The organism is Lachnoanaerobaculum sp. (assembly GCF_057250505.1).
The window spans coordinates 25295-50462 of record NZ_DBHIEQ010000017.1; the positions used below are offsets into that span (position 1 = coordinate 25295).

The following is a 25168-nucleotide window of genomic DNA, read 5'->3' on the forward strand; positions in this document are numbered from 1 at the left end:
TACCTGGTTGGAAAGGAGATTGATTATGGATTTGACAAACAAAAAGCTTATTGTAGAGAGAAAGCATAAGAAGGTATATGAAACAAGCGATTGCATTATAAAGGCATTCAGCGGCGAGCATCCGAAGTCTGATGTATTTAACGAGGCGCTCAATCAGGCAAGAATAGAAGAGACAGGGCTTAATGTTCCGAAGGTACTTGCCGTAGAGGCGATGGATGACGGATGGGCAATCATAATGTCAAAGAAAAACGGAAAGACATTGAAAGAGATTATGGAGTCGGACAAGGACAATATAAGAAAGTATATGGATATGTTTGTGGATATTCAGCTTGATATAAACACCAAGTCGTCACCGCTTCTTAACAGAATGAACCTTAAATTCAGCAGACAGATAAATGAGTTGAAGGAACTGAATGCAACCATCAGATATGAGCTTTTAACCAGACTTGACGGAATGAAAAAGCATACAAAGATTTGTCACGGAGATTTCAATCCGAGCAATGTGCTTGTGGGAGAAGATGGAGAGGTATCAATAATCGACTGGTCTCACGCTACTCAGGGAAATGCTGCCGCTGATGCTGCAAATACCTATCTGCTCTTTGCACTTACAGATAAGAATCTTGCAGATATGTATATGGATATTTACTGTGAGAAATCCGACACTGCAAAGCAATATGTACAAAAGTGGCTTTCAATAGTTGCGGCACAGAGATTGTCCAAGCATATAGAAGATGAGAAAGAACTGCTGATGCAGTATATTGACGTAGTGGATTACTTATAGAAGCGATTTCGGAGTGAAAAAGTGATAAACAAGGGATTGTATATGATTTTATAATTGTATACAATCCTTTTTTGTGCTATCATAGGTACTCATATAATGAAAGGAATAAAGGTAAAATATTTTAAATGAATGAGGGAGTAACATCATCAAATTTTAGAATAGATGCAAACGAGAGAAGAAAAAAGATAATAGCCGTGTCCGTAACAGGTATTGTCACAAATCTGTTTCTGGGTATTTTAAAGGCCGTACTCGGTGTGCTGTCAGGATCCGTTGCACTTGTCAGCGACGCTTTAAACAATATAACGGATTCGTCATCGTCACTTATCACTATAATAGGTACAAAGCTTGCCGGTAAAGCACCTGACAAACAGCATCCTTTCGGACATGGCAGAACCGAGTATCTGACAAGCCTTTTGATAGGCGGTATCGTATTTTTGACAGGTTTTCAGTCGCTTATAAGTTCGGCTAAGGCCATATTTCATAAAGAAGAGATGAGTACCGGTGTTGTGACTGTGATAATAATTATTGCAACAATTGTGGCTAAAATAATATTGGGGACATATACACAAAACAGCGGAATAAAGTACAATTCAGGTGCGCTGCAAGCTTCAGGTGCGGATGCCAAGAATGATGCAATAGTATCTGTGGTTACGCTTATTTCTACGGCTGTATACATATTTACAAAGATTTCGATAGACGGTATTGCCGGTGTTATCATATCTTTGTTTATATTAAAGGCTGCATATGACATACTCTCCGATACAATAAAGAAGCTTCTCGGTGAGAGAGTGGACGGAGATATGGTCAGAGGAATAAAGGAGATAGCAAGGAGTACTGAAGGTGTTATAAATTGCTTTGACCTTATATTAAATGATTACGGTCCCGACTTTTATACCGGTTCCATCAATGTTGAAATAGAGGACAACAGAAGTATAGGAGAGATGTATCCTATCTTACATGAGGCGCAGACAAAGATTTATGACAAGTATAATGTATTCTTAGTGTTCGGATTTTATGCGGTAGATGTAAAAGATGAGAGATATAAAAAGATAAAGGCGTTGCTTCAAAATTATAAGGACAGTGAAAGACATATCATAAACTATCATGGAATAGTGATTGATGAAAAAGATATGACTATATACTGTGACATTACAAAGGATTTTGATATTAAGCCGGAAACTATCATAGAAGATGTGAACAGAATATTGAAAGCACAATTCCCGCAGTACGACATACATGTGAATATAGATACGGAATTCACAGGAGAATAGTTAAATTTCAGACAATAGGCAGTGTACAGATGATTTTGTACACTGTCTATTATTTTTTAATATTAAATTTATTACAATGTATATATTAAGTATTTTAAAAACACAAAAAATACATGAAAAAACTTGAAAATAAATTTATCTTTTAGTATACTCTTCAAAGTTAGATATAGCTAACCCAACCAATAATATAGTACTTAAATGCAAAGGGGAGAGTTTTTGCAATAGTATTTAGTCATAGTTGCAGTATAACATTATGATTTAAATACTTTTTTGTAGTGCAACTTTCCTTTATTTAAGTAAAAAAGTTAGAGGCCACTAACTAAAATGTAATAGGAGATTTATGAAAAGAAAGCTTATTTTTAATGTAGGAGTCGGTGCATTGAGCATATTGATGGCTACAACACAGGTTACACCTGCTTTTGCCGGATCGTGGAAGAAAGAGCAGAGCGGCTGGAGTTATATAAACGACAACGGTGCCAAAGCTGTCGGGTGGACAAAGACTCCAAGCGGATGGTATTACTTGGATTCTACGGGTCTTATGAAGACAGGCTGGTTGCAGGACGTTGACGGAAAGTGGTATTTTTTGGATACTGCTAAAGGTATACAAGAGGGCAAGATGCTTACAGGATGGAATTGGATAGACGGATATTGCTATTATTTAGACATTCAAAGCGGAACTTTGCTTGTAAATACCACAACACCTGACGGCTACAAGGTGAATGCCGACGGCAAGTGGGAAAAAGACGGCAAGGTTATGTTCTCACAGGGTAAAGGGCATTCGTCAGTTTCAAGTATAGTCGGAAATACTGCAAATCAGTCAGCGGCAAAAAAGAGAGGTGCAGCTGCTAAGGGCGGCTCAAGAGGCGGCTCCGGCGGTTCAAGAAGCGAAGCGAGCAGTTCTCGAGGCGGTTCCTTAAAAAACTCAGGTGGAAACAGTGTAAGCCAAAACGGTTCCGATACAGCTAACGGGCAAACAAATAACGCAGGAAATAATAATACAGTAAGTAACGGAACACAAAATCAAGTTTCAGGAATACAAGAAGGTAGTGTTAACAGCGGACATTTGACAGGTGACGCGGAGCATACGGAGCATAGTGTTAATGCGGGAAATAATGTAAGCAATATAATAGGAAATGCACGAGTTTATGCGACTTTAAACAATGAAGGTGCAACAACAAACCAAACAGGCAGTGAAACTGCAAGTAATTCAGAAAATACCTCAAATAATGAGGCTTCAAATAACGCAGGAAACACCTCAAACAGTGAGGTTACAAATAACACAGGAAACACCTCAAACAGTGAGGTTGCAAACAATGATAAATTTGCATATGTAAATTATACAAAAAATGTTAATACGGATTTTGGTCAGTATGTAGTGGTTACATTCAAATACGGAACAATCGACAATTACAAGGTGCTTGTAGACGGTACGGATGTCACATCAAGGATGACAAAGGTGGATGATGAAGGACATGTGGTAAAGTGGCTTTCAACCGTAAAAGATCCGTCGGCACTGCAGATAGTAAGTAAGGCTGATAATGATACTCAGGATATCAAACTTGCAGGCGGTGAGAGAAAGAATATAGCAAGGACTGATGTAAAGGCTCCGAAGTATGTGCTTTCAAACGGACCTATGACAAAGTTTGATTAGCTGCTTGAAACCTATGACAATGAAGGTAAGGTCAGAAAAGATCCTGCAAAGACAACATTTACATTACAGACCAAAAAGACAGATTCAACTGCTGCCGCAGTTCCGTCAAAGTACTATATACCTGTGACGGAGATAGATAATATAGGAACAGGAAATATAAAGATAAAGCTTCAGCTTGAGAATGAGGAGCAGGAGGCTTGGTTTGACGGACTTAACAATATAAAGCTCCTTAGTGAGGAACACAATATTATAAATCAGAACCTTGTATACAATAAGAGTAAGGAAACAAAGTACGGCAAGGTCGGAGTTATAAATATTCCGCTTCCTCAAAACAATGCAAGGAGCAGAGGAGACTATTATGTAAGTGTAGGTTCTTCAAAGAATTCTAAAAGGGTAAGCCTTCCTATATCACTTGTAACCAAGACAGATTTCAAGGTGGTAAGAGACAGTTCAACACCGAATCCTAAGGTTGGCGGAGATATAAGATTTAAGATAGAGGATCCTAAGGGATTGCAGAGCTTCGGCAATGACTACGGTCTTGTTATGTATAAGGTGACACTTACAAAGCCTGACGGTTCTGTGATAGAGTTGCCTCATTATGACAGCTGGTACAATATAATGGGACTTATGCATATCAGCGGAACGGATAAGACATCAGGTAAAGTGTACACAGATGTAGCGGGAGTGTATACAGCTACTATTTACGCCAAGGGCTATAAGACAATGACAAAGAAATTTGAAGTCTTAAACAGCGACGGTTCATCGGCTGCGACAACAGGTGATAAGGATTCGTCAAAGTCTGTTGATGCAATATCCACTCCTACAGTAAATAAGACACATTCGGGAAACAGAGAGTCATCAAGTACTTCATCCGTAGTTATAGGAGGATACACAGGTTCATCAAGTTCAGGCAAGAAGGCGGACAGTGTATCGGGTGCTACGAAGAAGTCCGGCGGTAAGGCTGACTCCACATCAAGTGCGACCGGAAGTATGATGATAAACGGATATTTACTTTATGACTATGACTTGCTTACAAATGCTATGGTTCTAAATGAAATCGGACTTAGAAGTAAGGATTCGGATGCGGTAATGAATTGGTGGTTTGACCAGACTCCTGAGGCGATAGTCGGAGATGACAAGGGAAAACTTTATGAGTTAAACAGCTTTGTAGATGCATATAAAGATGCAAGACTTGACGGAAATGTATTGACATTTGAAGATTATATAAAATCATCAGATGCAAAGACAAGAGAGATGGTAGGCAATGTAAAGAATGTGCTTGAGAACGGTAAACTCGGTACGGTATATCGCTACGGAAATCTTGTGGGAGAGGCCGCACCTACATTTACAGGACTTACAGCCCCGGTTGCGGACAGCTTTACAATAACTACCGACAATGCCGACTTTATAAAGAATCTTAATTCAATCATGCTTGACGGTTCAGGTTCACCGCTTAGAAGTGACAACTATCTGAAGCAGTATGAGATAGGTGCGGACGGTAAGAGTATCATAATCTATAAGAGTGCATTCAACAAGTATCTGAATCCTTTAGTAGGAAAGCATAAGATAGCACTTGATTCTATAGGTTTTGAGAAGATAGAGCTTGAACTGAATATAACGGATACATTTGAAAATATAGAACTTACCGATGTAAGTGATAAGCATGAGACCGATTCGGCTATAGTGATAAAGGCTGTTAAGGATGATGATCCTAAGAAGGGTGACTTCTTAAGTAAGCTTGGAAGCGTAAAGGTACAAAATCCTGACGGAACTATAAGAGATGTAATGTCGGCATTTGCAGGCGGCAATACTTCAGATACGGTATATGATATAGCGGACGGAAAGATTACTCTTCGAGGAGGACTCTTTAAAAATGCCGGAGAGTATACAATCTACTTGCAGTCAAGTGATGCAAACTACGCCGTACAGTCTGTTAAGGTAAATATTGCACAGAAGGAAAATGCAGCTCCTGTAACACCGGTAAGCCCTGTAACACCTGTGACACCGGTTGCTCCTTCTACAGAAGAGGGCAAGGATACACCTAAAGCAAATACAGGTAAAAAGTCAAGCTCATTTATGTATGATATGCTTACAGTAAAGTTTGAAGGCATGAATGAAGGTGACCTTGAGAAATATTTGAAAGCGGTCACAAGTGTTAGTGTAAACGGAGAGGATTATGCTAAAGCGGGTATACTCGGATTCGGATATGAAAGCAACAAAGAATTTAAGGCACATGATGATTCGGTCTATGGCGGTAAAGTGAGTCAGTTGTCTGTAAAGGCACGCAGCTTCACAGACAATAAGTTTGATTTTGTTGTAAAGGCTGAGGGCTATAAGGATTTGGCATTTACAATGAATGCTGACGGAAGTATCGTTAAAAGCACTGTGCCTGCACCTGTAGTTCCGGCTACTAATGATGTGGAAGTTGATAAGGTAGAAGTTACAAAGTATAACAATGCCGAGGTCTATGCGGTTACACTAAAGGGTGAGTCAGCAAAGATTGATAAGTTTATCGAAAAGCTTAACGCTATAGAAGTAAACGGCGTAAAGGTTGAAGAAGGTAGAATATCAATACTTGGCAGAGACTGCTTTGCTGTAAACAATGACAATGTAATCTATATAAAGTCAAGGAAGATAAAGGGACTTGCAGACAGACTGGTATTTAAGGGAGACGGTATGGACGATTTAAGCTATACCACATCTTCAAAAATAGATACGCCTGCAATCACAGGTTCGGAGATTAGGAGAGGTTATGATAATTATGTAAGATTGACATTTGATGATACAAATAAGCCGATGCTTAAACTTTTTACGGAACTGATAAAGCCCGGAAAGGCTACAGTGACTGTAAACGGTGTTACTTATAACAAAGGTTATAATATAAGCAATACCGCTACATATAAGCTTTCATCAAATATGACTTACGGATATACTCAGTTTATTGACCTTTCACTTGACGGATTCAATCAGTCAAGCAATGAAGTGGTGATAAGCTCTGAAAACTTTGGTACGATCAGATTTAATGTAGAGGTATCTGAGAATACTTCGGGTAAGCAAAGAACAAGAAGAGATTTGAGTGCTTTTGAAATTGCTACATCATCCAACGCAAACAGATAAAAATGATGTCGACTCCATAGCGGGTCGGCATTTTTTATATAAAATATGACAAAGAACAAATGTTTGGGATTGACAGATAAGATTTCTTTTAGTAAGATGAAAGTTGCACTATTGTAGGGGGTTTTATGCCCTTTGATAGATGCCCAGATAATGTAACTTGCCAAAAGGCTAAACTAAATGAAATGGTTTTTCTATTATATCATAGAAAAATCTAAATTCATACCAGAAAAATATACAGGGGTGAAACGTCAATGGATAGAAGCAAGATGCGTCCGATAACTTCCGGAAAGAGCATGAGGATGAGTTTCCAAACACAAAAAGAAGTTCTGGAAATGCCGAATTTGATAGAGATACAAAAAGACTCATATCAATGGTTCCTGGATGCAGGTCTAAAAGAAGTTTTTAGAGATATATTTCCTATAGAAGATTTTGCAGGACATTTTAGCCTCGATTTTGTCAATTTCAAGTTGGCAAGAGATGAAGTTAAATATTCCATAGAAGAGTGTAAAGACAGAGATACAACATACGCAGCTCCGCTAAAGGTGAAAATCAGACTTATAAATAAAGATAAGGACGAGATAAATGAGCACGAGATCTTTTTAGGAGATTTACCGCTGATGACTGATACCGGATCATTTGTAATAAATGGTGCAGAAAGAGTTATTGTCAGCCAGTTGGTTCGTTCACCGGGTATTTATTATACAATAGAACATGATAAAATAGGTAAAGAGTTGTTTATGTGTCAGGTCATCCCGAACAGAGGTGCATGGCTTGAGTACGAAACGGATTCAAACGATATTTTCTACGCAAGAGTGGACAGAACAAGAAAGGTTCCGATTACAGTACTTTTGCGTGCTTTCGGACTTGGAACAAACACACAGATTATAGATATGTTCGGAGAAGAGCCGAAGATTATGGCAAGCTTTGCAAAAGATCCTTCCGAGAATTATCAGGACGGTCTTTTAGAGCTGTATAAAAAGATAAGACCGGGTGAGCCGCTTTCTGTAGACAGTGCGGAAGGGCTTTTAAGGTCAATGTTCTTTGATGCCAGAAGATATGATTTGGCAAAGGTCGGAAGATATAAGTTCAATAAAAAGCTTCACTTCAAGAACAGAATAAAAGGACATACTCTTTCAAGAGATGTAGTGGATGAGAATACAGGCGAGGTGATTGCACAGGCTGAGACCGTAGTGGATGCGGATATCGCTACAGCTATTCAAAATGCGGCAATTCCTGCAGTGTGGATACATGGAGTGGAGAGAGAAGTCAAAGTCCTTTCAAACTTGATGGTAGATATTGAAAGCTATGTGCCTGAGCTTAGTGATCCTAAGTCTATAGGTATTACGGAACAGGTATATTATCCTGTACTTAAAAAGCTTATGGAAGAGAATGAGGGCGAAGAGCTTATAAAGGCAATCGAAAAGAGTGTCAATGAGCTTATCCCTAAGCATATAACAAAGGAAGATATCTTTGCTACCGTAAACTACAACATGCATATCGAAGAGCATATCGGCAACAAGGATGATATCGACCACTTGGGAAACAGAAGAATAAGAGCGGTAGGAGAGTTGTTACAGAACCAGTACCGTATCGGTCTTACAAGAATGGAAAGAGTTGTAAGAGAGAGAATGACTACTCAGGACATCGACTCCATTACGCCTCAGTCACTTATCAATATTAAGCCGGTAACGGCGGCGGTAAAGGAATTCTTCGGAAGTTCACAGCTGAGCCAGTTCATGGATCAAAACAATCCGCTTTCAGAGCTTACTCACAAGAGAAGACTTTCAGCTTTGGGACCGGGAGGTCTTTCAAGAGAGAGAGCAGGATTCGAGGTTCGAGACGTTCACTATACTCACTATGGAAGAATGTGCCCTATTGAGACACCTGAAGGACCTAACATCGGACTTATCAACTCACTTGCAAGTTTTGCAAGAGTAAATGAGTACGGATTTGTCGAGGCTCCTTATCGTGTGGTGGATAAGTCGATAGATCCTTTAAACCCGGTAGTAACGGATGATGTTGTATATCTTACAGCGGATGAAGAGGATAACTTCACGGTAGCACAGGCGAACGAGCCGCTTGATGCTGACGGACATTTTGTACACAACAATGTATCAGGTCGTTATCGTGACGAAACTTCAGAGTTTGCAAAGAAAAATATAGATTTGATGGACGTATCTCCCAGAATGGTGTTCTCGGTTGCTACAAGTATGATTCCTTTCCTTGAGAACGATGATGCGAACCGTGCACTTATGGGATCAAACATGCAAAGACAGGCTGTGCCTCTTATGATTACCGATGCTCCTGTAGTAGGTACCGGAATGGAGACCAAGGCCGCAGTCGACTCAGGTGTATGTGTGGTTGCAAAGAATTCGGGAACAGTAACGGAATGTTCATCAGATAAAATTGTTATAAAAAGAGATGACGATGCGGTACTTGATACATATAAGCTTATCAAGTTTGCAAGAAGCAACCAGTCAAACTCTTACAATCAAAAGCCTATAGTATTTAAGGGCAATCATGTCAATGCAGGTGAAGTTATTGCAGACGGTGCTTCCACATACAACGGTGAAATAGCACTTGGAAAGAACCCTCTTATCGGATTTATGACATGGGAAGGATATAACTACGAGGATGCCGTACTCCTCAGTGAAAGACTTGTCGAGTATGATGTATATACATCCATTCATATCGAGGAATACGAATGTGCGGCGAGAGAAACAAAGCTTGGACCTGAAGAGATCACAAGAGATGTACCGGGTGTAGGTGACGACGCTCTTAAAGACCTTGATGAGAGAGGTATCATAAGAATCGGCGCCGAGGTAAGAGCCGGAGACATTCTTGTAGGTAAGGTTACTCCAAAGGGAGAGACCGAGCTTACAGCGGAAGAAAGACTGCTTCGTGCAATCTTCGGTGAGAAGGCAAGAGAAGTAAGAGATACTTCACTTAAGGTACCGCACGGTGCATACGGTGTCGTTGTTGATGCGAAAGTATTTACAAGAGAAGCCGGAGATGAATTGGCTCCGGGAGTTACACAGAATGTAAGAATTTATATAGCACAAAAGAGAAAGATTTCAGTCGGTGATAAGATGGCGGGCCGTCATGGTAACAAGGGTGTTGTTTCCAGAGTATTGCCTGTAGAAGATATGCCTTTCCTTCCGAACGGAAGGCCGCTTGATATAGTTCTTAACCCTCTGGGTGTGCCTTCGCGTATGAACATCGGACAGGTACTTGAGATTCACCTCTCACTTGCGGCAAAGGCACTTGGATTTAATGTTGCCACTCCTGTCTTTGACGGTGCAAACGAGAACGACATTATGAACATGCTTGAAGTGGCAAATGACTATGTCAATACCGAGTGGGACAGCTTTGAAGAAAAGTATAAGGATGTATTGGAGCCTGAAGTTATAGATTACCTCGGTTCACATCTTGAGAACAGAAAGCTTTGGGAAGGTGTTCCTCTTTCAAGAGACGGTAAGGTAAGACTTCGTGACGGTAGAACCGGAGAGTACTTTGACAGCCCTGTTACAATAGGTCACATGCATTATCTTAAGCTTCACCACATGGTAGATGATAAGATCCATGCCAGATCTACAGGTCCTTACTCACTTGTTACACAGCAGCCGCTTGGCGGTAAAGCGCAGTTCGGCGGACAGAGATTCGGAGAGATGGAGGTTTGGGCACTTGAGGCATATGGTGCTTCATACACCTTACAGGAGATTCTTACCGTAAAATCCGATGATGTTACAGGCCGTGTAAAGACTTATGAGGCTGTAATCAAGGGTGAGAATATACCTGATGCAGGTATACCTGAGTCATTCAAGGTACTTTTAAAAGAGCTCCAGTCTTTGGGACTTGATATAAGTGTACTTGGAGAAGACGGAAGAGAAGTGGAACTTAAAGAGAATACGGAATATGCAGATCTCAGCATTCACTCTATTATAGAGGGTGAGAGCAGACACCATGGAAGAGAAGATTTCAAGTCTGCAGGTTATAGTGAGCAGGAAGTAAAGGAAGGGGAGTTTGTATCCGTTTCGGAAGATGCTGCCGATATGCAGAATGTCGATGCTGACTATGATGGTGATATAGATTCGGGGGATGATTCCTCCTATGACGAAGATTCATTTGATGACACAGATAATTTTGAAGAATAATCTGAAAGTGGAGTGAATACTTATACAGCAGATGCCTTTTTTGGCATCTGCGAAAAAATCAATGAAGTCGATTTATCGTTTTATATAGAAGGGAGCAAATTTTATGCCTGAAAACAATGATGCTTATCAGCCAATTTCTTTTGATGCAATTAAGATTGGTTTGGCTTCTCCTGAAAAAATACTACAGTGGTCTCACGGTGAGGTTACAAAGCCTGAGACTATCAACTATAGGACATTAAAGCCGGAGAGAGACGGTCTGTTCTGTGAAAGAATATTCGGACCGAGCAAGGATTGGGAATGTCATTGTGGTAAATACAAGAAGATACGCTACAAAGGCACAGTCTGTGACAGATGCGGCGTAGAGGTAACAAAATCCAGCGTGCGTAGAGAGCGTATGGGTCATATAAAGCTTGCAGCTCCGGTATCACATATCTGGTACTTTAAGGGTATTCCTTCAAGAATGGGTCTTATCATGGATATAGCACCTCGTATCTTGGAGAAAGTATTGTACTTTGCATCATATATAGTACTTGACGGAGGAGATACACCTCTTAACTACAAGCAGGTGCTTTCGGAAAGAGAGTACAGAGATGCAATCGAAAGCTACGGTTACGGCTCATTCAGAGCCGGCATGGGTGCGGAGAGCATCTTGGAAATACTTAAGAATATAGACCTTGAAAAAGAGTCTGAAGAGCTGAGAGAAGCATTGGTGGATGCAACCGGACAAAAAAGAGCAAAGATTATTAAGAGACTTGATGTAGTGGAGGCTTTCAGAAGCTCAGGCAATAAGCCGGAGTGGATGATACTTACAAATGTGCCTGTAATACCGCCTGATATCAGACCTATGGTACAGCTTGACGGCGGCAGATTTGCAACAAGTGACCTTAATGATTTATATAGAAGAATTATAAACAGAAACAACCGTCTTGCAAGACTCTTGGAGCTTGGTGCCCCTGATATCATTATCAGAAACGAAAAGAGAATGTTACAGGAAGCTGTAGATGCTCTTATAGATAACGGTAGAAGAGGAAGACCTGTTACAGGTCCGGGAAACAGAGCGCTTAAGTCACTTTCGGATATGTTAAAGGGTAAGCAGGGACGTTTCCGTCAAAACCTCCTCGGAAAGCGTGTTGACTATTCGGGAAGATCCGTTATCGTAGTAGGGCCTGAACTTAAGATATATCAGTGCGGTCTGCCGAAAGAGATGGCTATTGAGCTGTTTAAGCCTTTTGTAATGAAAGAGCTTGTAGAAAAGGGTACCGCACACAATATAAAATCCGCCAAGAAGATGGTAGAGAGAATGCAGACTGAAGTATGGGATATCCTTGAGGATGTTATCAAAGAGCATCCTGTAATGCTCAACAGAGCGCCTACACTTCACAGACTCGGTATCCAGGCATTTGAGCCTGTACTTGTAGAGGGTAAGGCTATCAAGCTTCATCCGCTTGTATGTACCGCTTTCAATGCCGACTTCGACGGTGACCAGATGGCTGTCCACCTTCCTCTTTCAGTAGAGGCACAGGCCGAGTGCAGATTCTTACTTCTTTCACCGAACAACCTGCTTAAGCCTTCAGACGGCGGACCGGTTGCCGTGCCTTCACAGGATATGGTACTCGGTATATACTATCTGACACAGGAAAGACCGGGAGCAAAGGGAGAAGGTAAGTTCTTTAAGAGTGTAAATGAGGCAATACTTGCATATGACAACAAGATTGTTACATTGCATTCAAAGATAAAGGTCAGAATGACCAAGGAACTTGAAAACGGAGAGATTTTGTCGGAGACTGTGGATTCTACAGTAGGTAGACTTTTATTCAATGAGATAATACCTCAGGACCTCGGATTTGTGGACAGAAGCATTCCGGGCAATGAATTAAAGTCTGAGATTGATTTCCTTGTAAAGAAAAAGCAGTGTAAGCAGATCCTTGAAAAGGTTATCAATGTACACGGACTTTCAAGAACGGCGGAAGTGCTTGATGATATAAAGGCAATCGGATACAAGTATTCGACTATTGCTTCTATGACGGTTTCCATTTCAGATATGACTGTGCCTGCAAGTAAGCCTGAGCTTATAAAGAATGCACAGGCAACCGTAGACAGAATTGCAAAGAACTTCGCCCGTGGATTTATCACTGAAGAAGAGAGATACAAGGAAGTTATAAAGACTTGGGATATGACCGATAAGCAGCTTACAAGAGACCTGCTTGACGGACTTGATGCATACAACAACATCTTCATGATGGCGGACTCAGGAGCGAGAGGTTCAGATAAGCAGATAAAACAGCTTGCAGGTATGCGTGGTCTTATGGCGGATACAACAGGTCATACTATCGAGCTTCCTATCAAGTCAAACTTCAGAGAGGGTCTTGACGTTTTGGAGTACTTTATCTCGGCACACGGTGCGAGAAAAGGACTTTCAGATACAGCTCTTCGTACAGCCGATTCAGGATACCTTACAAGAAGACTTGTAGATGTTTCACAGGATTTGATAGTTCGTGAAACAGACTGCTGTGAGGGCAAGGATATTCCATATATGGAAATCAAAGCATTCTCGGACGGCAAGGAAGTTATAGAGAGTCTTGAAGAGAGAATCACAGGCAGATATATTGCGGAGACCATCACGGATCCTGATACAGGAGAGGTTGTTATCAAAGCAAACCATATGTGTACGCCGAAGAGAGCGGCTACAGTAATGAAGGTGCTTGAGAAGCTTAACAGAGACAGCGTAAAGATAAGAACAATACTTTCATGTAAATCACATACAGGTATTTGTGCTAAATGTTACGGTGCGAACATGGCTACAGGACAGGCTGTACAGGTAGGTGAGGCTGTAGGTATTATTGCAGCACAGTCTATCGGTGAGCCGGGTACACAGCTTACCATGCGTACATTCCATACCGGAGGTGTTGCCGGTGGAGATATCACACAGGGTCTTCCTAGAGTCGAGGAGCTTTTCGAGGCAAGAAAGCCGAAGGGTCTTGCAATCATCACAGAGTTCGGCGGTGTTGTAGAGCTTAAGGATACCAAGAAGAAGCGTGAAATTATTGTTACAAATAATGAAACAGGCGAGTCAAAGGCATATCTTATACCATACGGTTCAAGAATCAAGGTGTCAAACGGTGATGTGCTTGAGGCAGGTGACGAGCTTACAGAAGGTAGTGTAAACCCACACGATATCCTCAAGATTAAGGGTGTTCGTGCCGTTCAGGATTACATGCTTCGTGAAGTTCAAAGAGTTTACAGACTTCAGGGTGTTGAGATCAACGATAAGCATATCGAGGTTATCGTTCGTCAGATGCTTAAGAAGGTAAGAATAGAAGAGAACAATGATGCGGATGTACTTCCGGGAAATTCTATGGATGTTCTGGATTACAACGATATGAATGAGAAGCTTGTTGCAGAAGGTAAGACTCCTGCAGAGGGTAAGCAGGTAATGCTCGGTATTACCAAGGCATCACTTGCAACAGACTCATTCCTTTCAGCTGCATCCTTCCAGGAGACTACAAAGGTTCTTACAGAAGCCGCTATCAATGGTAAGGTTGATCACCTTATCGGACTTAAGGAAAACGTACTTATCGGTAAGCTTATACCTGCAGGTACAGGTATGAAGAGATACAGAAATGTAACTTTGAATACAGATGAGTTAATCGGAGAAGATGACGAAATAATCCTAAGCGAGGATGATCCTGCACTTCTTGATATCAAGGATGAGCTTATAGCCGATGCCAAGGAAGCCCTTGAGCAGGAAGAAAAGGCACATGAGAAAGAGACCAAGAAGGAAGAATTTTCTGAAGAAACTTCACAAGAAGAGTCTAACGAAGATGAGCCTGCAAAAGAAGAGCTTGTAGAAGATAACGCAGAGGATTCTGCAGACGAGAGTGCGGAGTCTGTATCGGATGAAGAAACGGACGGAGCAACAGATACTGAAGAATAAAATAGCCGGTTACGGTTATATAGATAAGAGAGACTGCCAAAGGGCGGTCTCTTTTTTGTTGGTTCTGTAAGGGATGGAATCCTAATTATTTCGGATGCGGCAAAAAGAGCAGGTATGAGCGAAGAGAGATTCAGAGGATATATTAAATAGTATAGTAAGCTTTAAGTATAGAAATTATCAGACAAAAAGTTTGGACTTTAAGAAAGCGTCTTAAAGTCCAATTTTCCATAGCCGATTCCGGGGTCACCGTATTTTTTTATATATTCCTTTAGTCTCAAAATAAGGCTCGATGTTGATTTATAAGAGTATTCACCAAGCACTCTTTGACTTGCCTGAGGAAAGTCATAGTTGATATATTCTATATTGAATAGTGATTGAAATTTTCGAATACCGCTGTCTTCATCCAGTAGAGGAAGTATATTGGGGCTTAGTAGCCATGAAGAACAGTCACATTTCTTATATTCTGAAAAAATCTTACCGGCAAGTATAATAGATCTTTTACAATCATCAATATCAAGTTTCTTGCCCTCAGGAATATGTATATGTACAATATTACCTACAGCATCCGGCTCAAATTGTAGCCTGCCGAGGCGAAATATATTACCCTTTATTGAATTTGCAACCCACAAAGCTTCTGTAAGCCCTATCTTACCGGTTTGCCTTCTATATACTTCCTGCCATATTTTAATGTCCGACATGGTATCAAAATAAATTTGTTCAAGTGCCGCCTTGTTATTGTAAAGGCTTGTAACATTGGTTGATTTTAGATTTAAACTATCGGTAAAAATATCAAAGTTATCACAGGCAAACAGAACATAGAGTTTTAGTAAAAAACTTTCATCATATTTATCCTGCTTACAGTGCTTTATTAAAAAATCGGTATTCACATCAAACAGCTTTTTGCAATAATTGTATTCTGAATCTTCAATGTTATAACTGTTTAAATAATCTATAATATCTTGGCAAAAGCCGGATTTATTCAAAAAATAGTTTAATTTTAACATTATCCTTTTACAGAGCCTTTCATCATTCCTGAAGTTATATATTTTCTAAATATAAGAGTTATTATGGCAGGCGGTATTATGGCAAGTATACCTGCCGCCGCACTTAGCCCGTAATGTACAGTATCCTTTGTTATAAACTCGGATGTAACGATAGCAATAGGTTTTGTATCAGCATTTGAAGCAAGTATAAGAGGTATTTGAAATTGGCTCCATGTACTTAAAAATATAATGATAATTGATGTAGCTATTAAAGGTAGTGAAAGCGGAAGTATAATATATATAAATGTTGATAATTTATTACAACCGTCAACCATAGCAGCTTCATCTAAATCTTTAGGTATAGTTACAAAGTAGTTTGACATGAGCCAAACTATAACAGGAAGATATGATGTGACATATACAAGACTGAGTGCGTACATATTATTTAACAACTTAAATTGTATAAACATCTTATATATAGGTATAATAGTCGCCATAACAGGAATTGCCATGGTAATCAATAATGTGTTCTTTATAAGGCTTCTACCATAAAAATTAAACCTGCTAAGAGGATATGATGATAACAATGATATCGGTATACATATAATTATAGTGAGTATACTTGATATTATTGCATTTCTTATACCTGAAAATAACAGACTTCCCTGCCTTGAACCGAAATTTAAAAGTGTAGTATAGTTTTTTAAGTTTAATATCGGCGGGATAAAATTAAGGCTTTTTTCCAAGACCATTGAATCAGGTGTAATCGATATAATGAATGTCCAGGCGAAAGGCCCAAGATAAAATAATATGAAAATAGACAGTGCAATTATATAAAGTAACTTTTTGAATAATCTCATATTCAGTAATCGACCTCCTTATTTAAACTTCTTATGTAGAAAATACCAAGTAATATAGCCATAATCATTACAATATAAGTGTACGCACTACCTTTACCGAAATCTAAAAAGCTGAAAGTGGTAAGATAACTGTCTATAAGAACACTCTTACCTACATCAGAATATCCGTTCAGCGCTACAATCTCATCAAAAACATTTATTGCGCCTATTGAAGTTTGTGTAATTCCTATAGCCAGAAACGGAAGCATAAGCGGGAGAGTGATTTTTTGAAAAATATAAATACTTCCGGCACCGTCTATCCTGGCTGCCTCTATCAAGTGCTCATTTATAGAATGTCGGCCTGACAGACAAATCAGTGTCATGAAAGGTATCAGTCTATACGATGTTACAAATGCAACTATTATAAGTAAGCTTATTTTATTATCAAGCCATGAAACCGGAGAGTTCAGTATTCGCATATTTATCAGCAATTTATTCAAAAAACCATAACCTGAGTAGAATACAAACTTCCAAAGCAGTGCATTAACAAAAGGAGGAACTGCCCATGGTATAATGGATATAGCAAGAAGCAGGCCTGAAAATCTTACCTTTATATTGAGAAAAAGTGATACGGCTATGGAAATAATTGTAGTAAAAAGTACTACAAGCAGCAGTATAAATATTGTATTATACAGGCTGCTGTGAAATGATTTTGAAAATAAGATGTTTATATAATTTTTAAATCCTATAAACTTAACGGCATTAGGTTTGCTGAGCTTCCATTTTTTCATACTGTATGAAAAGGTAATTATTATAGGATATATCACCAGTGCAAACATAATAAGAAGCATAGGTGAGAGTAATGTATAAGCAAATTTTTCTTTCTTCATAGTATTTATTTTTCATATAAAATATATTAGCTTAGTACTTCGATCGAATCAGTACTAAGCTAAAAAAGTTAAAAGTTACTTGTTTTCAGAGATAATTTCTTTAATTTTGTCATTCATTTGTGTGAACGCTTCATCAACATTAAGATTTCCAAGTGCCATACCGTTTACTGCATTGTATATGGCATTACTCATTTCATTGTAATAAACAGGAACACCATGTGGGAAAGGTGAAGCAATAAGCTTTGCCTGATCTATCATAGCACCCGGATTCTCGATTTTTCCTTCAGAAACCAGCTTTTCCAAAACGGAGTTTCTTGTCGGCAGATTTCCCAGTTCTTCATTAAGCTTTTCCTGAATGTCGGCTGAAGTGTACCAGTCTATAAATTTTCTTGCAGCTTCTTTATTTTTTGAAAACTTTGTTATTCCAAGCGCTTCAGGAAGTGCCATAGTGTGTTTTGCGGTATCTGATTTTCCAGGCATAAGTATAGGCGTAACCTCACCTACGACCTTACTTTTTTCTTTATTTTGTACTGTACTTATATATGAAGTAGGTCCGGTCAAATAACTTGCGCTACCGTCGGTAAGTCTCTCATAGGTCTTGCCGCCGTCAGCTGTTTTATCGGCAGGGTCAATAAGGTCTTCTTTTATCAGTTTATCGTAAAAATTAAGAGCATCTTTCACTGAAGACTCGTTCAATGTACCGTCGTCGTTAAATACTACATCATTCATTGTATATGCAGTCCATATAAGTCCTGTACTTGCTTTTTCCTCAGCAGTAAGAACAAGCGGATAAGGATGTTCGGCGATACCCGCATCTTTTATTGCCTTAACTGCCGTATAGACTTCATCATATGTTTTTGGTGCCTGAGTAATACCGGCTTCGGCAAATTGTTTTGTATTATAATATGCTATTCTGTAGTCATTAGAATATGGTATTGCAAGAATCTTCCCGTCTACAGAAAATGTGGAAAGAGTGGTCATATCCTCCCTGAGCGAGTCGTCAACAGTTAGAGGTTCAAGCCAATCGGCCTCATTGAATTCACCGACCCATGACCAGTCAACTTCTACAACATCTGCGCTTGCTTCCCCACCGCTTGAAGCTATAGAAATTTTATCCCTTATAGCATCCCAGTCAACTTGATTGATTGTTACATTTATTCCTGTTTCTTTTGTGAACTCTTGTATAAGTGAATCTGAAGGTACTGCCCATTCAGGAATCATAACAGTTAATGAATCGGAGCCTTTTTTACTCTCATCACTGTTATCAGAGGTGTTTTGGGTATCTGCTGTAGTTGTCTGCTTTTTTGTATCGGTTGAGCAGGCTGATAGTGACAGTGTCATCAATGTGATTAAACCTATTGATGCAATTAGATTTTTTTTCATAAACTATTGTATATGTAGTACATATCCTTTCTTTGATTATAAAATATTTTAAAAGTATAACAAAAAACAGCAATAAATTCTATTTATATTCAAAAAACAGATAGATAATGTAATATAATTTAAAAGATATATAAATGATTATACAGGGTATATTTCCTGCAAAAATAATCAAGTTTTTTGTAAAATTCTTAGGTTGACTTTTATATAACTAATGTCTAAAATTTTAATTAGGGCATAGATGCGTACATTTTTTATACAGTTTTACAAAATAATTATATAAGACAAGTGAATTTCTAAAGGGGGGAAGATGCAACAAGATATAATATTTATACCTCTTGGCGGAGGACAGAGAGTGGGGGCAAGCTGCTACTACTTAAAAGTGGGGGATGCCAATATCATCTTGGATGCGGGAATAGGCATTGACGACGGACTTGAGTTCGGACCGGATTTTCAGTTTCTTATAAGGACACCTTTTATACAATCAATGACACAGATCAACAATATCTTTATATCCCATGCACATATGGATCATGTAGGATACTTGCTGAAGCTTATGAATCAGACAAGCTATGCAGGTGTATATATGACTGAGATCACAAAAGTTTTATCGGAATATCAGCTTTATGACAGACTGTTTATAGGTAAGTCAAGAGATGAGAATACAAGATTGGCTGCAAGAAGTCTGTTGGAAAGAATTGCGACTGTCAGCTTTATGCAGACTATGGATTTTGGAAAGTACAAGGTTACATTCTATCCGGCAGGGCATATGCCCGGTGCTATGATGATGCTTTTTGAAACAGGAAAGAAAAGAATACTGTATACAGGAGATTATTCATTGAATAATACCTCATTGACACAGGGATGCATGATACCTAAGGATGTTGAAATAGATACCGTTATAATATGCGGACTTCATGCCAAGCATCCTGACTATACCAAAAAGTCGGATGCGATATATAAACAGGCAGGGTATGTGCTCCATACAGTAAAAGATAACCGTCAATCTCTGCTTTGTCAGATACCGCAGCTTAGCAAAGGAATAGAATTTATAAAAAAACTGAATGATTGGAATGATACCGGAGTACCGATATATATAGACCGCTCAATCATGGATATGGTGGTAAAGATGGAAAAACTCTCAGTACCCGTTCTTAACGCGTACAACAAAGTGATGGGGGATGAGAAGCCGTCTGCGCCGCATATATATTTGACGTCCGATAGGAACACAAAGTGGGCAGGTCATTATAAAAGTATTAAGGTTGATTTCTCATTACATGAGGATTTTAACGAGATGAAGCAGTTTTTAAAAAGAATAAATCCCAGGCAGGCAATAGTGGTACACTGCGGCAAGGAAAATTCAGTATTTGATGATACGATTGAGCAGGAAATGATGAAGGATGTGGATTGTAGGACACAGTTTACATTTGCAGAAGAAGAAGAAGTATACAGGCTTTAATAAGGGGGAACTATGCTAAATATCAATGAAGAAAAAATCAATGAAGTTGTACAGAACATACATGAGGCTATGGTCAGAAAAGCCAAGAAAAGCGGGAAGTCAAGTGAGGAAATAGTCACCGAGAGCAGGATTTTTTCTATTATATGCAGTGATTTTGACCTGGCACCGTCTAAGGTGGCTACGCTTATGAACAGTAACTACGGATATGATATGACCGGCGAAGAAGTTATACGGATTTTTAGGAACAGAAAGATGGCAAATCCGAACGAAAGAAAAGAGCTTTTCAAATGGGCGGACAATGTTGCGAGGCTTTTTAAAGGCGCAATGCTTGGAAAGAAAGAAAAGTTTGAAAAATTTGAAAGCCTTAGAAAAGAACCGGCACTAAAGAGCGGAAAGAAGCACGATTCACAGGACAGGATTGCAGCGATAATGATATATGAAAACTATCCTGAGATTGATATTTTTGATGATAAGAACAGCCTTTATCTGCTTGGAAATACAATGGCAAAGTACTTTTTCTATGATATGGTGGATGCCGTTCGCAATGTATACTTTTTTAATGAAAATGACGGAAGCAGAGCCGGACAAACCGAGAAAAAGAATAAGCTTTCATATGAGCAGGCACTCAGAAAAGTGGAGCAGCTTGAGAGTGCACTTGAGAGAACCAATACAATGCTTCAGGATTTGCAAGATGAGTTTGACGAGCAGCTTGAGGCAAGCAAGGTAAAGGAACTGGCGGATTTTTTTGCTATGCTCAATTCGGAAAAGTACGGTTGTATACTGGATGAGCTTTTGGTGGTAAGAAAGGGAGTGGATGCTCTCAGAAAGAGCAATTATGAGTTGCCTATAGAGATAAACGGGCTTCTTATTATGGTAAAGAAACTTGTACAGTTTGTGCGTGACAGTCATATAGAACCTATGATGAAGATAGATTCAATCAAGGAAGTGAGTGCTTGTGATATTGAGTTTTGTAATTACGAGGGTTCACCTTTTGACAGTGATAAAACCAAGAAAGTGAGGGTAATATCTCCGGGATGGGTATATAAGGACAAGGATTTGCAGATTTCAAGGCCTAAGGTAAAGGAGGTGAAGTCATGAACGATTTATGTGTAGGAATAGATCTTGGTACTACCAATTCGGTACTTGCAACTATCAATGAGAAGCCTAACGGTGATATTGTAAGTAAAGTTGTAGAGATTTCAAGAGCGGTGGATATGTACAATGCCGTATCGGGTGAAGCTAAGCTTACCACTATGAAAAAGCCCACGCTTCCGTCATGTGTATACTACAGACAGGAGAAAAACTACGAGCCGCTTGTGGGAGATTTTGCAAAGATGCAATACCCTTTGCGTCCGCATCTTGTGGCAAAGTCTATAAAGAGTCAGATGGGCAGGTCTGTTGCGGAAGGGCTGTCACCTGATATTCCGGATAAGACTCCTGCACAGATTTCTGCAAGGATTTTAAAGCATTTACTCAGAGAGGCGTCAAAGGTTTACAGATTGGACATAAAGGACGCGGTAATTACGGTGCCTGCAAACTTTGACTCCGCTATGTGTAAGGCTACAAGAGATGCGGCTGAACTTGCAGGTATTAAGGTAAAAAACGATGACGGCACTGAAAGAGCTGTACTTTTGTCGGAGCCGAATGCCGTAATTTACGACCTTATAAATCAGATTCATAACGGTGAAATTTCAAGTCATATCTTGGATCTCAGTGAGAAAAAGAGGGTATTGGTATTTGACCTTGGCGGCGGCACACTTGATATCACAATGCATGAGATAAAGAGGCGAGAAGATAATAAAGAGATATTAAAAGTAGATGAGATAGCTACCAACAGATATACGCTTCTTGGCGGTGACGACTTTGATGAAGTGATTGCGGGGGCTATGTATGAAAGATATTTGAAACAATACGGCAGCCACCCTGATGTTGTAAATAAGCTTAAGAAAGAAACAAAGGTCATAATGCCTCAGCTTTTGGTATATGCGGAGCATCTCAAACTTGAATTAAATGAAAGATGCGGTGACGACTACGATTCGGGATGGGACGATCCTGATGAAGATATAGAGATTTCAACAGGCGGAAATATGGGAGGTATTGGATACTCCTATGATGATACATTTACACAAAAAGAAGTGGAAGATATATTGTCGGTATTTATGGGAGGAGACCTTAAATATGAAGATTATAAAAAAATTGAAAGTATAAAGAATACAAAGAATATCATTTATCCTATACTTGATGTTTTAAAAAAGGCTACAGAAAAGCTGAATGTTGATGATATATCTGTAGATGCTGTAATTGTAAACGGCGGAATGTCCAAGTTCTATATGGTTACAGACAGACTGAAGGAGTTTTTCGGATTTGAACCTATTGTTGCGCTTGATCCGGATCAGGCGGTAGCAAGAGGTGCGGCCGTATATCATTATTATTTGAACAAGTATGACGAGATGAAGGATGATATGAGAATGCTTGGAAATGAAGCCGGTGAGATATCATCTGTTCAAAGTAATAATACGATGAGAACTATGCCGCAGGTGGCAATAGAGTGGGGAGATAATATCCTAAATGACTGTTTGTACCTTGGAGTAAAAAACGGTGCGGTTCATGAGATTATTCCTACAGGTGCCAAACTTCCGTACCTGTCAAATACTATGAGCGGCTTTAGAGTGGAGCCCGGTCAGAATCTGATAGCAGTACCTATAAAGAGTAAAAATCTTGACGGAACATACAGAACTATTGCAAACGGTAATATTACCTTCAATCAAAAGTATTATAACGGTGCATATGTGGCGTTTAAGATACATATGGGTAAGAACAAGGTAATAAGTATGAAGGCTTGGACCAGCAAAGACCTTGCAGGCAAATCAAAGCTTGAGGAAGGGTATACTGAGATTACTATTGACAGTAGTGAACAGTCGGGAGCCAAGTCAAAGATTATGGCACCTACCGGCAGTAAATTGCAGCCGAAAGATGAGATCAACAATCTGCTTCAGCTGTGCCAAAATTATGAGAAATGTAGGAATAAACTTGAAAAGGTCAATCTTGCAAAGAGGATTTTTTCCTGCGGTACAAGTATCTGCAATGCATCCAATAAAGATGAATTTGCGGAGGTGATACTTGACGCACTCAAAAATGTCACACTTGAGGAAGCCAGAAAGAGATTGTTTGTCATAGCAAGAAAAATCGGAAATTCTTGGAGCGATGATGAAAAAAGAAAGCTTTCAAAACTTTGCATGAGCCAAATAAGTACTGAAATCAGCGGATTTTCAATTACAGGAGGACCGAAGATTTCCACAAATATTCAGGCTATATATACTTTGGGTATGTGCGGCAGTATGGACCAGCTCAGTAAGCTCTCGGCGCTACACTCCAATTCCAGATATTTACAGGCCTGTCTTTACACTCATGCAAAGACAAGGTCGGATTTGCAGTGGATTCAGGATGAATTTGAGGCTAACGCCAAAAAGAGCTTAAAGGGAGCCGGCAACAATATTCAGTTCAGTGCCTATGCAATAGGAATAGCACTCAGAAAATCCGATTCAGGTACAGAGATACTTTCAAGCTCGGCAAGAGGCAAGATAGTAAAGAATATGTGCAATATCATAATATCCGGAAAGCTGAGTGAAGAGGCGCTTACAAGCTGCATCATTGCAATCGGTTGGATATGTGACAGCAGAACGGAAGCTTCCGATATTGAAGATACAATAATCGACTATGCGCTAAAGACCGTCAGAGATATCAAGTATGTCTATTCACCAAGTACAGTGATGAAGGATGAAAAGATGATTGATATAGTCACAAAGATGATAAACGGTGATTCACTTGACAGCTATGAGGAAAAATTCCTGCTGACCAAGTTGAATATATAATCAACCCTTTATACTTTCACCGATTAACCCCTTTATCAAAAACTTTTGTATAAAAATAAATATAATAATTGTAGGAATCATAGAGACAACACTTGCAGCCATCTGAGTTTCCCAAGTGGTTTTATAAAGCGACTGATAGTCTGTAAGTGCTGTTGCTATGGTTCTGTTTTTTGGTGAGAGTATAAAAGTTCTTGCAAAAAGTAAATCATCATAGGCTCTGATGAATGCAAAAAGCCCTGTAGTTATTATGCCGGGCAGCATCAAAGGAGCCACTATAAATCTGACTCCCTCAAGCCTTGTGGCACCGTCCACCCATGCTGCCTCCTCAAGTGTTTTTGGTATAGCTTTAATATATGAATACAACAACCAAAGACTCATAGGCAGGCATACCGCCACATTGGCTATAATAAGAGCCTGTTTGGTGTCTAAAAGTCCGAACTTTTTGAATAAGATGTATATAGGAGATGCCAGTATAACCTCTGAAAACATCTGCGTAAAAATAACTGTCAGAAGTACCGCCCTTTTAAGTCTGAAGCTGTATCCGGCAAGGGCATAGGCGGCTAATATACTTAAAAATATACAAATAAGTGCCGACACAAAAGATATATAAAAACTGTTAAAAAGTGAAGGCAGTATGCTCTTTTCACCAAATAATACAGTTTTATAATTATTCCACTCAAGAGGACCGTTAAACCATGTAGGCGGCCATTTTCTGATATCCTCATATTTTTTCAGAGAGGTATTTATCATAATAAGCAGCGGACTTATAAAAACAAAAACAAATGTAGAGTATACAATTGTCCTTATAAGTTTGAAAATTTTCTTTTTTAAAATCAT

At 39.4% G+C, this 25168-nt stretch carries 14 protein-coding genes; 9 read left to right on the forward strand and 5 right to left on the reverse strand.

The window, feature by feature from the left end:
- Positions 1–25: 25 nt before the first annotated feature.
- The 6 genes from ACO6FI_RS08400 to rpoC all read left to right on the forward strand — a co-directional run bounded on the left by ACO6FI_RS08400 (position 26) and on the right by rpoC (position 14908).
- Complete coding sequence (locus ACO6FI_RS08400) at positions 26–781, forward strand: phosphotransferase (RefSeq protein WP_485456943.1); 756 nt, start codon at positions 26–28, stop codon at positions 779–781.
- A 125-nt stretch (positions 782–906) separates the two neighbouring features.
- The gene (locus tag ACO6FI_RS08405) at positions 907–2052 is read left to right on the forward strand and encodes a cation diffusion facilitator family transporter (RefSeq protein ID WP_485456944.1); all 1146 of its coding nucleotides are present in this window, start codon (positions 907–909) and stop codon (positions 2050–2052) included.
- A gap of 340 nt (positions 2053–2392) precedes the next feature.
- On the forward strand, positions 2393–3703 hold the full coding sequence (locus tag ACO6FI_RS08410; protein ID WP_485456945.1) for a hypothetical protein: 1311 nt from the start codon (positions 2393–2395) through the stop codon (positions 3701–3703).
- Positions 3704–3826: 123 nt separating this feature from the next.
- A complete protein-coding gene (locus ACO6FI_RS08415; protein ID WP_485456946.1) occupies positions 3827–6820 on the forward strand; it encodes a hemoblobin-interacting domain-containing protein in 2994 nt (997 codons plus the stop codon).
- Positions 6821–7071: 251 nt separating this feature from the next.
- Positions 7072–10974, forward strand: a complete 3903-nt coding sequence (gene rpoB, locus ACO6FI_RS08420; RefSeq protein ID WP_485456947.1) for a DNA-directed RNA polymerase subunit beta — start codon at positions 7072–7074, stop codon at positions 10972–10974.
- Positions 10975–11077: 103 nt separating this feature from the next.
- Entirely contained in the window at positions 11078–14908 is a 3831-nt protein-coding gene (gene rpoC / locus ACO6FI_RS08425; protein ID WP_485456948.1) for a DNA-directed RNA polymerase subunit beta', read from the forward strand.
- 197 nt (positions 14909–15105) lie between these two features.
- Here the strand turns inward: rpoC and ACO6FI_RS08430 are convergent, their stop codons facing one another.
- The 4 genes from ACO6FI_RS08430 to ACO6FI_RS08445 all read right to left on the reverse strand — a co-directional run bounded on the left by ACO6FI_RS08430 (position 15106) and on the right by ACO6FI_RS08445 (position 19003).
- Positions 15106–15912, reverse strand: coding sequence for an acyltransferase domain-containing protein (locus tag ACO6FI_RS08430; RefSeq protein ID WP_485456949.1), 807 nt, complete (start codon positions 15910–15912; stop codon positions 15106–15108).
- The gene (locus ACO6FI_RS08435) at positions 15912–16751 is read right to left on the reverse strand and encodes a carbohydrate ABC transporter permease (RefSeq protein ID WP_485456950.1); all 840 of its coding nucleotides are present in this window, start codon (positions 16749–16751) and stop codon (positions 15912–15914) included. Before ACO6FI_RS08435 ends, ACO6FI_RS08430 begins: the two co-directional genes overlap by 1 nt.
- Before the next feature lie 2 nt (positions 16752–16753).
- Complete coding sequence (locus ACO6FI_RS08440) at positions 16754–17620, reverse strand: carbohydrate ABC transporter permease (RefSeq protein ID WP_485456951.1); 867 nt, start codon at positions 17618–17620, stop codon at positions 16754–16756.
- 75 nt (positions 17621–17695) lie between these two features.
- On the reverse strand, positions 17696–19003 hold the full coding sequence (locus tag ACO6FI_RS08445) for a sugar ABC transporter substrate-binding protein (RefSeq protein ID WP_485456952.1): 1308 nt from the start codon (positions 19001–19003) through the stop codon (positions 17696–17698).
- A gap of 307 nt (positions 19004–19310) precedes the next feature.
- Here ACO6FI_RS08445 and ACO6FI_RS08450 point away from each other — a divergent pair, with 307 nt between their 5' ends.
- From ACO6FI_RS08450 to ACO6FI_RS08460, 3 genes are read left to right on the forward strand one after another with little or no spacing between them, the layout of a single operon-like run.
- A complete protein-coding gene (locus tag ACO6FI_RS08450; protein ID WP_485456953.1) occupies positions 19311–20459 on the forward strand; it encodes an MBL fold metallo-hydrolase in 1149 nt (382 codons plus the stop codon).
- A 12-nt stretch (positions 20460–20471) separates the two neighbouring features.
- Positions 20472–21557 carry a hypothetical protein gene (locus ACO6FI_RS08455; RefSeq protein WP_485456954.1) on the forward strand — a complete coding sequence of 362 codons (1086 nt, stop codon included), beginning with the start codon at positions 20472–20474 and terminating at the stop codon, positions 21555–21557.
- A complete protein-coding gene (locus ACO6FI_RS08460; RefSeq protein ID WP_485456955.1) occupies positions 21554–24331 on the forward strand; it encodes an Hsp70 family protein in 2778 nt (925 codons plus the stop codon). The genes ACO6FI_RS08455 and ACO6FI_RS08460 overlap by 4 nt, the downstream gene beginning before the upstream one ends.
- Here the strand turns inward: ACO6FI_RS08460 and ACO6FI_RS08465 are convergent, their stop codons facing one another.
- Positions 24332–25168 carry a carbohydrate ABC transporter permease gene (locus ACO6FI_RS08465; RefSeq protein WP_485456956.1) on the reverse strand — a complete coding sequence of 279 codons (837 nt, stop codon included), beginning with the start codon at positions 25166–25168 and terminating at the stop codon, positions 24332–24334. It abuts the gene before it with no gap.